This is a genomic window from Micromonospora auratinigra (assembly GCF_900089595.1).
Taxonomy (GTDB): domain Bacteria; phylum Actinomycetota; class Actinomycetes; order Mycobacteriales; family Micromonosporaceae; genus Micromonospora; species Micromonospora auratinigra.
This window is the reverse complement of the sequence record NZ_LT594323.1, coordinates 4,283,368-4,295,624: the sequence shown is the minus strand read 5'-3', so window position 1 is coordinate 4,295,624 and position 12,257 is coordinate 4,283,368. Positions and strand designations below refer to the sequence as shown.

Here is a 12,257-nt window from a genome sequence, read left to right as displayed (position 1 = left end):
GCCGGCGGGTGACCGGGAGCACGCCGGGGGCGATTTGGCGTCAGTGGGGCACGTCGCGTAACCTTGCGGCGTAGTTCCACCCAGAGACCGCTGGTCACCGTGCCCTGGCACGGTCGAAGGTCCCGCGATGACGGGCGACCCGCGCAGGGCGGCAAGCGAAACTCGGTGCTGTACGTGGTCCGCCGACTGCGTCCTGATCGCCGGCCCTCGCCCCGCGCGCCCTGCGCCGGGGCTTTTCTCGTTGTCGTGATGCCTCCGCCGCCGTCGCGAGCGTCCGCTCGCGCTCGGCGTACCAGCTCCGAGCAACGAGAGAGGAGGGACATGGCGGACAAGCCGATCCGGGCCGACAAGGCCACGGCCGTCGCCGAGCTGACCGAGAGCTTCCGCAACGCGGGCGCTGCGGTGCTCACCGAGTACCGCGGGCTCACGGTTTCCCAGCTCACCCAGCTGCGACGCTCGCTCGGCAAGGAGACCACCTACACGGTCGCGAAGAACACGCTGGCGAAGCGTGCGGCGAGCGACGCGGGTATCTCCGGCCTCGACGAGCTGTTCACCGGTCCTACCGCGCTGACTTTCGTTTCGGGCGACGTCGTCGAGGCGGCGAAGGGGCTTCGCGACTTCGCGAAGGCCAACCCGAAGCTCGTCATCAAGGGCGGTGTCTTCGAGGGCAAGGCCATCTCCGCGGCCGAGGTCACGAAGCTCGCCGACCTGGAGTCCCGCGAGGTGCTGCTGGCGAAGCTGGCCGGCGCCATGAAGGGCAACCTGAGCAAGGCCGCGGCCCTGTTCCAGGCTCCGCTCGCCAAGACCGCGCGTCTGGCGGCCGCCCTGCAGGACAAGCGCGAGAAGGAGGGCGCCGAGGCGGCCTGAGGCCCCGCGGCGCACCCACGTTCTTAGTTTTCACCTTTAGGAAAGGACGCCAGACATGGCGAAGCTCAGCACCGACGAGCTGCTCGACGCGTTCAAGGAGATGACGCTGATCGAGCTCTCCGAGTTCGTGAAGCAGTTCGAGGAGACCTTCGAGGTCACCGCCGCCGCGCCGGTCGCCGTCGCCGGCGCTGCCGGTCCGGGTGCCGCGGCCGCCGAGGCCGAGCCGGAGAAGGACGAGTTCGACGTCATCCTCGACGCCGACGGTGGCAAGAAGATCCAGGTCATCAAGGTCGTGCGCGAGCTGACCGGCCTGGGCCTCAAGGAGGCCAAGGACCTGGTCGAGGCCGCTCCGAAGGCCGTCCTGGAGAAGGCCAACAAGGAGACCGCCGAGAAGGCCAAGGCCAAGCTCGAGGGCGAGGGCGCCAAGGTCACCCTCAAGTGACCTTGCGTTGACCTGACGCGCGTCCGGCTCACGTGAGTCGGGGCACACCGCGTTCACAGCGGGCGGTGATCCGGGAACGGATCGCCGCCCGCTGTGGTTGGTCCGGTCGGGGCAGCGGCGTGAGCAGCGCGTACAGGATTCTCGCGGCGGTCGTACAGGGTTGTCTGTCGGTAGCCCGTCGGTGGGAAAGACACCCCGAGGCGTAACCGGCCCTTGACGCGGCACCGGGCTGACAGGCACGCTGACACCAGCAAGACCTTCCGCGCTTGCAACGGCCACCTCTTGGGTAATGGCAGCGGCAGCACCAGCGTCGCGGCACCCGAGCGGCCCGGCAGGAACATCGCGTTCCGAGCGGCCCGGTAGACCTCCTTTTCCGAGGTCCCGAGGCAAGTTCCGTGATGACCTGCGGGGTGGGCTGGACAGCGGTTAGCCTCTCGGCTACACTGCTAGTTTGCGCTGCCTTCCGACTTGACCCCTGCTCGGAAATGTCCGTTTACGGATAATTCTGGTGGGGTCATTGGAGTGCACGCGTACCAGCCGTTCTGCAGCACCGGTCCTCGGAAGGACGCATCTTGGCAGCTTCCCGCCCTGCGAAGACCAGTCGTACGTCGAGCGCTTTCGCGCCCCGCCGAGTTTCTTTCGGTCGGATTACCGAACACCTCGAGGTCCCCAACCTCCTCGCCATCCAGAACGAGTCCTTCGACTGGCTCGTCGGCAACGAGGCTTGGCAGGGCCGGTCGGCGGACGACCCGCACGCACGCTCGGGTCTCGCGGAGATCCTCGACGAGATCAGTCCCATTGAGGACTTCTCCGGCACCATGTCGCTCTCCTTCTCGGCTCCGCGCTTCGACGAGGTCAAGGCCTCGATCGAGGAGTGCAAGGAGAAGGACCTGACCTACTGCGCGCCGCTGTTCGTGACCGCGGAGTTCACCAACAACACCACTGGCGAGATCAAGAGCCAGACGGTGTTCATGGGTGACTTCCCGATGATGACGCCGAAGGGCACCTTCATCATCAACGGCACCGAGCGCGTCGTGGTCAGCCAGCTCGTCCGCTCGCCGGGCGTGTACTTCGACAAGCAGCCGGACAAGACCTCCGACCGCGACCTCTCCAGCGTCAAGGTCATCCCGAGCCGGGGTGCCTGGCTGGAGTTCGACATCGACAAGCGCGACACCGTCGGCGTCCGCATCGACCGTAAGCGCCGGCAGGCCGTCACCGTCCTGCTCAAGGCCATCGGGTGGTCCGCGGAGCGCATCCGCGAGAAGTTCGGCTGGTCCGAGCTGATGATGACCACGCTCGAGAAGGACCACATCGCCGGTCAGGACGAGGCGCTGCTCGACATCTACCGGAAGCTCCGCCCTGGCGAGCCGCCGACCCGCGAGAACGCCCAGACCCTGCTCGACAACCTCTTCTTCAACCCGAAGCGGTACGACGTCGCCAAGGTCGGGCGCTACAAGTTCAACAAGAAGCTCGAGCTGGACGTGCCGATCACCACCGGCACGCTCACCGAGGACGACATCGTCGCCACCGTCGAGTACCTCTGCCGGCTGCACGCCGGTGAGGAGGGCTACGAGGCCGACGACATCGACCACTTCGGCAACCGTCGCCTGCGTACCGTCGGCGAGCTGATCCAGAACCAGGTCCGGGTGGGTCTCTCCCGGATGGAGCGGGTCGTCCGCGAGCGGATGACCACCCAGGACGTCGAGGCGATCACGCCGCAGACCCTGATCAACATCCGCCCGGTGGTGGCGGCGATCAAGGAGTTCTTCGGTACGTCGCAGCTGTCCCAGTTCATGGACCAGACCAACCCGCTGGCGGGCCTCACCCACCGGCGCCGGCTGAGCGCGCTCGGCCCGGGTGGTCTGTCCCGTGAGCGGGCCGGCTTCGAGGTCCGCGACGTGCACCCGTCCCACTACGGCCGGATGTGCCCGATCGAGACGCCGGAAGGCCCGAACATCGGCCTGATCGGCGCGCTCTCCACCTTCGCCCGGGTCAACCCGTTCGGCTTCATCGAGACGCCGTACCGGAAGGTCATCGACGGTCGGGTCACCGACCAGATCGACTACCTGACCGCGGACGAGGAGGACCGGTTCGTCAAGGCGCAGGCCAACGCGCCGTTGAAGGCCGACGGCACGTTCGCCGAGGACCGCGTGCTCGTCCGTCGTAAGGGCGGCGAGACCGAGGACGTGGCGCCCGGGGCCGTGGACTACATGGACGTCTCGCCGCGGCAGATGACCTCCGTCGCGACCGCGATGATCCCGTTCCTCGAGCACGACGACGCCAACCGCGCGCTCATGGGCGCGAACATGCAGCGCCAGGCGGTGCCGCTGGTCAAGGCCGAGTCGCCGCTGGTCGGTACGGGCATGGAGTACCGCGCGGCCGTGGACGCCGGCGACGTGGTCGTCGCCGAGGTCGGCGGTCTGGTCGAGGACCTCTGCGCGGACTACATCACCGTCCACCAGGACGACGGCCACCGCCGGACGTACCTGCTGCACAAGTTCCGCCGCTCCAACGCCGGCTCCTGCGTCAACCAGAAGCCGGTCGTCTTCGAGGGCGACCGCGTCGAGGCCGGTCAGGTCATCGCCGACGGTCCGTGCACCGACGAGGGCGAGATGGCGCTCGGGCGCAACCTGCTGGTGGCGTTCATGTGCTGGGAGGGCCACAACTACGAGGACGCGATCATCCTGTCGCAGCGCCTCGTGCAGCAGGACGTGCTCACCTCGATCCACATCGAGGAGCACGAGGTCGACGCCCGGGACACCAAGCTCGGCCCGGAGGAGATCACCCGGGACATCCCGAACGTCAGCGAGGAGATGCTCGCCGACCTCGACGAGCGCGGCATCATCCGGATCGGCGCCGAGGTCGTCCCCGGCGACATCCTGGTCGGCAAGGTCACGCCCAAGGGCGAGACCGAGCTGACCCCGGAGGAGCGGCTGCTCCGCGCGATCTTCGGTGAGAAGGCGCGTGAGGTCCGGGACACCTCGCTGAAGGTGCCGCACGGTGAGACCGGCACGGTCATCGGCGTGCGTACCTTCTCCCGCGAGGACGGCGACGAGCTGCCCCCGGGCGTGAACGAGCTGGTCCGGGTCTACGTGGCCCAGAAGCGCAAGATCCAGGACGGTGACAAGCTCGCGGGCCGGCACGGCAACAAGGGCGTCATCTCCAAGATCCTGCCGATCGAGGACATGCCGTTCCTGGAGGACGGCACCCCGGTCGACATCGTGCTGAACCCGCTCGGTGTGCCGTCCCGGATGAACATCGGCCAGGTCCTGGAGACCCACCTCGGGTGGGTGGCCAAGACCGGCTGGAGCGTGGACGGCGACGACGAGGAGTGGAAGCGCCAGCTCCGCTCGATCAACGCGCACGAGTCCGAGCCGGACTCCAACGTGGCCACCCCGGTCTTCGACGGTGCCCGCGAGGAGGAGATCTCCGGTCTGCTCGCGTCGACCCTGCCCAACCGGGACGGCAAGCAGCTGATCGGTCGGACCGGCAAGGCGCAGCTGTTCGACGGTCGCTCCGGCGAGCCGCTGCCGGACCCGATCGCGGTCGGCTACGTCTACATCCTGAAGCTCAACCACCTGGTCGACGACAAGATCCACGCGCGGTCGACCGGCCCGTACTCGATGATCACGCAGCAGCCGCTGGGTGGTAAGGCGCAGTTCGGTGGCCAGCGCTTCGGTGAGATGGAGTGCTGGGCGATGCAGGCGTACGGCGCCGCGTACGCCCTGCAGGAGCTGCTGACCATCAAGTCCGACGACGTCCTGGGCCGGGTCAAGGTCTACGAGGCGATCGTCAAGGGCGAGAACATCCCCGAGCCGGGCATCCCGGAGTCGTTCAAGGTGCTGCTCAAGGAGCTGCAGTCGCTGTGCCTCAACGTCGAGGTGCTCTCCAGCGACGGTGTGGCCCTGGAGATGCGGGAGACCGACGACGAGGTGTTCCGGGCGGCGGAGGAGCTGGGCATCGACCTGTCCCGGCGCGAGCCGAGCTCGGTCGAAGAGGTCTGAGGTGAGCGGTCGGGAGCCGGTTCGCCGGCTCCCGACCCCGCCCGTTAGCTAGCAGTACAGACGACGACATAGGGGACATAGTGCTCGACGTCAACTTCTTCGACGAGCTGCGCATCGGCCTCGCCACCGCTGACGACATCCGTCAGTGGTCCCACGGCGAGGTCAAGAAGCCCGAAACCATCAACTACCGCACCCTGAAGCCGGAAAAGGACGGGCTCTTCTGCGAGAAGATCTTCGGTCCGCAGCGGGACTGGGAGTGCTACTGCGGTAAGTACAAGCGGGTCCGGTTCAAGGGCATCATCTGCGAGCGCTGCGGCGTCGAGGTGACCCGCTCCAAGGTCCGCCGGGAGCGGATGGGCCACATCGAGCTGGCCGCTCCGGTGACCCACATCTGGTACTTCAAGGGCGTGCCGAGCCGGCTGGGCTACCTGCTGGACCTCGCCCCGAAGGACCTCGAAAAGATCATCTACTTCGCCTCGTACGTCGTGACGAGCGTGGACGCCGAAGCGCGGCACCGCGACCTCTCGACGATCGAGAACGAGATCCTGGCCGAGAAGCGGCAGTCCGAGAACAGCCGTGACTCGGAGATCGAGAAGCGGGCCGCCAAGCTCGAGGCCGACCTGGCCGAGCTGGAGGCCGAGGGCGCGAAGGCGGACGTCCGGCGCAAGGTCAAGGAGGGCGGAGAGCGCGAGATGCGCCAGATCCGCGACCGGGCCCAGCGCGAGATCGACCGCCTCGACGAGGTCCTCGACACCTTCCGCAAGCTCGAGCCGAAGCAGCTGGTCACCGACGAGCTGCTCTACCGCGAGCTGCGCGACCGCTTCGGCGAGTACTTCACCGGCAGCATGGGCGCCGAGGCGATCAAGGCGCTGGTCCAGAACATGGACCTGGAGGCCGAGGCCGAGAACCTGCGCGAGACCATCCGGTCCGGCAAGGGCCAGCGGAAGATCCGGGCGCTCAAGCGGCTGAAGGTCGTCGCGGCGTTCCAGAACACCCGCAACTCGCCGCTCGGCATGGTGCTGGACTGCGTCCCGGTCATCCCGCCGGACCTGCGTCCGATGGTGCAGCTGGACGGTGGCCGCTTCGCGACCTCCGACCTGAACGACCTGTACCGCCGCGTGATCAACCGGAACAACCGGCTCAAGCGACTGATCGACCTCGGCGCGCCCGAGATCATCGTCAACAACGAGAAGCGGATGCTCCAGGAGGCCGTCGACGCGCTGTTCGACAACGGCCGCCGGGGCCGTCCGGTCACCGGCCCGGGTAACCGGCCGCTGAAGTCGCTCTCCGACATGCTCAAGGGCAAGCAGGGCCGGTTCCGCCAGAACCTGCTGGGCAAGCGCGTCGACTACTCCGGCCGTTCGGTCATCGTGGTCGGCCCGAAGCTCAAGCTGCACCAGTGCGGTCTGCCCAAGCAGATGGCGCTGGAGCTGTTCAAGCCGTTCGTGATGAAGCGCCTGGTCGACCTCAACCACGCGCAGAACATCAAGTCCGCCAAGCGGATGGTCGAGCGGCAGCGTCCGGTCGTGTGGGACGTGCTGGAAGAGGTCATCGGCGAGCACCCGGTCCTGCTGAACCGGGCGCCCACCCTGCACCGACTGGGCATCCAGGCCTTCGAGCCGCAGCTGGTCGAGGGCAAGGCCATCCAGATCCACCCGCTGGTCTGCACCGCGTTCAACGCCGACTTCGACGGTGACCAGATGGCGGTGCACGTGCCGCTGTCCGCCGAGGCCCAGGCCGAGGCGCGGATCCTGATGCTGTCGTCGAACAACATCCTCAAGCCGGCCGACGGCAAGCCGGTCACCATGCCCACCCAGGACATGGTCATCGGTCTCTACCACCTCACCCACCTCACCCCGGGTGGCACGGGCGAGGGCCGGGCGTTCAGCTCGGACGCCGAGGCGCGGATGGCGTTCGACAACGGCGAGCTGCACCTGCAGACCCCGGTCAAGATCCGGCTGCGGGACATCGTCGGGGTCGACAACGGCGCCGGCGCCGAGCCGTGGGTCGCGCCCGAGGGCTGGACCGAGGGCGAGCCGGTGACCGTGGAGACCACGCTCGGCCGGGTCCTGTTCAACGAGACGCTGCCCCCGGGCTACCGCTTCGTGAACTACGAGATCCGCAAGGGCCAGCTCTCCGCGATCGTCAACGACCTCGCCGAGCGCTTCCCGAAGGTGGCCCTGGCGGCCACCCTGGACGGGCTCAAGGAGGCCGGTTTCCACTGGGCCACCTGGTCCGGCGTCACCATCGGCATGGAGGACGTCATCGCTCCGCCGCGCAAGCGGGAGATCCTGGAGCGGTACGAGAAGGAAGCCGACCGGATCGACAAGCAGTACCAGCGTGGTCTGATGACCGCCGAGGAGCGTCGCGGCGAACTCATCGAGATCTGGACCAAGGCGACCAACGAGGTCGCCAAGGAGATGGACACCGCGCTGCCGCAGGAGAACCCGCTGTGGAAGATGATCAACTCGGGTGCCCGCGGTAACCTGCTCCAGCTCCGGCAGATCGCGGCGATCCGTGGTCTGGTGGCCAACCCCAAGGGTGAGATCATCCCGCGTCCGATCAAGGCGTCGTACCGCGAGGGTCTCTCCGTGCTGGAGTACTTCATCTCCACGCACGGTGCCCGTAAGGGTCTCGCGGACACCGCCCTGCGTACCGCCGACTCGGGTTACCTGACCCGTCGTCTGGTGGACGTCTCGCAGGACGTCATCATCCGCGAGGAGGACTGCGGCACCGACCGCGCCATCCCGATGCAGATCGGTGAGCGGCTGGACGGCAAGCTGGTCGTGCACACGCACGCCGAGACCAGCGTGCACGCCCGTACCCTCGCCGACGACATCAAGGGGCCGGACGGCACCGTGGTGGCCGAGCGTGGCCAGGACATCAACTCGATCGGCGTCGACAACATCGTCGCGGCCGGCGTGGAGACCGTCCGGGTCCGCAGCGTGCTCACCTGCGAGTCGAAGCTGGGCGTCTGCGCGGCCTGCTACGGCCGCTCGCTGCCGACCGGCAAGTCGGTCGACATCGGTGAGGCCGTCGGCATCATCGCCGCCCAGTCCATCGGTGAGCCGGGTACCCAGCTGACGATGCGTACCTTCCACACCGGTGGTGTCGCGGGTGAGGACATCACCCAGGGTCTGCCGCGTGTGCAGGAGATCTTCGAGGCCCGGGTCCCGAAGGGTAAGGCGCCCATCGCCGACACCCCCGGCCGGATCCGGATCGAGGACGGCGAGCGGTCGCGGAAGATCATCGTGATCCCGGACGACGGCAGCGACGAGATCGTGTACGACAAGATCTCGAAGCGGGTCAAGCTGCGGGCGCACGACGGCGACCACGTCGAGGTCGGCGAGAAGCTCACCGAGGGCACCATCGACCCGCACGAGCTGCTGCGCATCCTCGGCCCGCGCGCGGTCCAGGTCCACCTGACCCAGGAGGTCCAGGAGGTCTACCGCTCGCAGGGTGTGCTCATCCACGACAAGCACATCGAGATCATCATCCGCCAGATGCTCAAGCGGGTGACGGTCATCGACTCCGGCTCGACCGAGTTCCTGCCGGGCGTGCTGGTCGACCGGGCGCTGTTCGAGTCGGAGAACCGCCGGCTCGTCGGCGAGGGTGGCGAGCCCGCCGCCGGTCGCCCGGTGCTGATGGGTATCACCAAGGCCTCGCTGGCCACGGACTCCTGGCTGTCGGCGGCCTCCTTCCAGGAGACCACCCGGGTGCTGACGGACGCGGCGATCCACGCCCGCAGCGACTCGCTGATCGGTCTCAAGGAGAACGTGATCATCGGTAAGCTCATCCCGGCCGGTACGGGCATCAGCAAGTACCGCAACGTCCGGGTCGAGCCGACCGAGGAGGCGAAGGCCAAGGTCTACTCGATGACCGGCTACCCGGAGACCGACTACGGCTTCGGGCCGGCCAGCGGCCAGGCGGTTCCGCTGGACGACTTCGACTTCGGGTCGTACCGCTAAGCAGTAGGGAACGACGAGGCCCCCGGCGACCGCCGGGGGCCTCGTCGCGTCTGCGGGTCGCTATCTGAAGAGATTTCTCTCGAAAGATTGCTATCGAGAGACTAATCTCGAAAGCATGGAGACGGACGCGCCCCGCACCCTCACCGACGCCCGGGAACTGCGGGCACTCAGCCATCCCGTACGGCTGGCCCTGCTGGAGGTTCTGGGTGGCGGCCCGCTGACCGCCACCCAGGCCGGCGAACTGATCGGGGAGAGCGCTACCACCTGCTCGTTCCACCTGCGGCAACTGGCGCGGTACGGCTTCGTGGAAGAGGCGGGTGGTGGTCGTGGCCGCGCCCGGCCCTGGCGGGTGACCCGCCGTGGCTGGAACGCGCCGGCTCGGCCCGACGACCCCGACTGGACGCGCGCCTCGCAGGCCCTCGACCGGGTGCTGCTCGACCGCTACGTGCAGCGCCTGCGCCGCTTCGTCGACGACGCCCCCACCTACCCTCAGGAGTGGTACGCGGCGGCCTTCGGGGACCAGCACGTCTTCCACCTCACGGCCGAGGAACTCGCCGGATTCGCCGCCGACTACAAGAAGTTGATCGACGACCTCTACGCCCGGACCGGTGCCCGCCGCGCGGATCCTGATGCCCGCCCGGCCGGCGCGCTCCCGGTCGAGCTGCTCCTCTTCGGCTATCCCGTGCAGGCCCCGGAGGTGTCGGATGTCGACCCGACGGCTGCTGGCTGAGCCGCGCGCCCGGCGCTACCTCACCGGGCAGACTCTCTCCCTGCTCGGTGACAGCGCGATGTGGCTGGCCTGCGGCATCTGGGTGAAGGAGTTGACCGGCAGCGACGGCGCTGCCGGACTCACCTTCCTCTTCTTCACCGCCCCGGCACTGCTCGCGCCGCTCGCGGGGCTGCTCGTCGACCGGATGCCGCGTCGCCGGCTGCTGATGGTGGCCAACCTGGCCGGCGCGGTGGTCCTGCTGCCGCTGCTGGCGGTCCACGGTCCCGACCAGGTGCCGTTGATCTACGCCGTGATGCTGCTGTACGGCTGTCTCCACCTGGTGGTGGAACCGGCCCAGTCGGCCCTGCTCACCACCCTGCTCCCCGCTGACCTGTTGGCTGATGCCAACGCGCTACTGCGGACGGTGCGGGAGAGCCTGCGGCTGCTCGCCCCGCTCGCGGGGGCCGGACTCTACGCCGTGCTCGGCGGGGCGGCGGTGGCCGTACTCGACATGGCGACCTTCCTCGGGGCAGCCGCGCTGCTGCTCACCCTGCGCGGCCCCGACCCGGTGCCGGCGCGTCCCGAGCGGACCGGCGGGGTGCTGCGACACTGGGCGGGCGAGGCCGCCGCCGGTTTCCGGCACCTCGCGCGGCATCCGCTGCTCCGTCGGGTCGTCCTGGCCACCACGGTGCTCGCCCTGGTCCTGGGTTTCGGCGAATCGACCGGGTACGCCGTCGTCGACCGTGGTCTGCACCGGCCCCCGGAGTTCCTCGGGGTGTTCCAGGCCGCGCAAGGGCTCGGCGCGCTGCTCGGCGGCCTGGTCAGCGCTGCCGCCGTCCGCCGGTACGGCGAGGTACGCGTCGGCGCGAGCGCCTTCCTGGCCTGGTCCATCGGTACGGCGTGCGCCGCCACCCCGCTGCTCGGCGTGGTGCTGGCCGGCCGGGTCGTCTCCGGCGCCGGGCTGACGGTCATGGTGATCGCCCTGGTCACCCTGCTCCAGCGCAGCACACCCGACCACCTCCAGGGCCGGGTGTACGCCGGCTTCGAGGTCACCACCAGCGTCCCGCAGACCGTCTCCATCGGCCTCGGGGCGTACCTGATCGGGGTGCTGGACTACCGGGCGGTGCTGTGCGCCGAGGCGGCCGTCGCGGCGGTCGCCGCCCTGCTGCTGCTCCGCGCGACGCGGTTCGTCGTGCCGCCGGCCGACGCCGCGTCCGGGACAGGGTCGGGTACGGCGGGCGCGGGGCATGATGGGGGGCATGACGACCGTGCCCGGGCAGGTGCCCGTAGCCCCGCCGGCGCCGCGCCATCCGCGCGACCCTGAGCCGGTCCGGTCCACGAAGGCGCGGGCGGTCTTCGCCCTCGGGCTGATCGGGGCGCTCACCGGGTTCTTCGTCGGCGGGGTGGTGCCGGCCACCATCGCCCTCACGCTCGCCCGGCAGGCCCGGCGCGAGGCGTACGCCTCGGGCGGTTTCCTGACCGGCGCCGACTGGCTGCGCCGGGGGGAGCGGCTGGCCTGGGCCGGCCTGCTGCTGGCCGCGGTGGCCGTGGTCGCGGCGGTGGTGATCGGGTTGTTCCGCCTCGCCGACGCTCCCTTCGGCCACGACTTCGCGCCGAACATCGATTGACCCGGTGGGGGAGCGCCCCCGCGCCCGACCCCGCCGACGGGACCGGCGGCGGTAGCCTGGCCGGTGTCCGCCGCGCGGTGGACGCGACGTGTCGACACAGGAGGACCCCGTGACGGAACCGGCCCCTTCGCCGGGCGGCGACCCGAACCGGCCCGGCACCGGGCCGGACGCCGCCGGGTCCGAGTCGGCGCGGTCGGACGCCGCCGGGTCCGAGTCGGCGCGGCCGGAGTCCGCCGGGGCCGCACCGACCAGTCCGTGGGCAGCGCCCCCGACCGGGTTCGACGAGGGGCCCAGCCTGCCCCCCGAGGTGGCCCCCGTGGGGTACGCACCGCCACCGGTGGCACCGTCCGGTCCGGTGCCGCCCGGGGCCGCACCCCACGATCGCGGGTTCGCCGTTCCGTTCGGCAGCGGGCCGCACGGAGCCGAGCCGCCGACCGCCGCCCCGCAGCCGGGTTTCTCCTGGGGCCCGCCGCCGGTCGGGTCCGCCCCGCAGACCGCCCCGCCCTGGGGCCCACCGCCGGCCGGCTCCGCCCCGCTGTCGGGCCCACACCCGACCGGCCCCGCTCCACAGCCGGGACCGCCCTGGGGCCCGTCGGCCGGATCCGCCCCGCCGTCCGATTCCTACCGGGCTGCGCCGTC

At 69.6% G+C, this 12,257-nt stretch carries 7 protein-coding genes; all 7 read left to right on the top strand.

Translation table 11 applies throughout. The features are described 5' to 3' along the window. Positions 1–321: 321 nt before the first annotated feature. The 7 genes from rplJ (at position 322) to GA0070611_RS19150 (ending at position 11,618) form a co-directional block, all read left to right on the top strand. Entirely contained in the window at positions 322–867 is a 546-nt protein-coding gene (gene rplJ, locus GA0070611_RS19180; RefSeq protein WP_091666231.1) for a 50S ribosomal protein L10, read from the top strand. 55 nt (positions 868–922) lie between these two features. Continuing rightward, positions 923–1,309, top strand: coding sequence for a 50S ribosomal protein L7/L12 (gene rplL / locus GA0070611_RS19175; RefSeq protein WP_091666229.1), 387 nt, complete (start codon positions 923–925; stop codon positions 1,307–1,309). A gap of 572 nt (positions 1,310–1,881) precedes the next feature. Then, positions 1,882–5,313 (top strand): DNA-directed RNA polymerase subunit beta, encoded by a 3,432-nt coding sequence (gene rpoB, locus GA0070611_RS19170; RefSeq protein WP_091666227.1) that lies wholly within the window; start codon positions 1,882–1,884, stop codon positions 5,311–5,313. Between the two features lie 80 nt (positions 5,314–5,393). Then, entirely contained in the window at positions 5,394–9,281 is a 3,888-nt protein-coding gene (locus tag GA0070611_RS19165) for a DNA-directed RNA polymerase subunit beta' (RefSeq protein WP_091666225.1), read from the top strand. A gap of 115 nt (positions 9,282–9,396) precedes the next feature. After that, positions 9,397–10,011, top strand: a complete 615-nt coding sequence (locus tag GA0070611_RS19160) for a winged helix-turn-helix domain-containing protein (RefSeq protein ID WP_091666223.1) — start codon at positions 9,397–9,399, stop codon at positions 10,009–10,011. After that, positions 9,986–11,314, top strand: a complete 1,329-nt coding sequence (locus GA0070611_RS19155; protein ID WP_157740350.1) for an MFS transporter — start codon at positions 9,986–9,988, stop codon at positions 11,312–11,314. Before GA0070611_RS19160 ends, GA0070611_RS19155 begins: the two co-directional genes overlap by 26 nt. Then, positions 11,250–11,618 carry a hypothetical protein gene (locus GA0070611_RS19150; protein ID WP_091666219.1) on the top strand — a complete coding sequence of 123 codons (369 nt, stop codon included), beginning with the start codon at positions 11,250–11,252 and terminating at the stop codon, positions 11,616–11,618. Before GA0070611_RS19155 ends, GA0070611_RS19150 begins: the two co-directional genes overlap by 65 nt. The last annotated feature ends 639 nt before the right edge of the window (positions 11,619–12,257 follow it).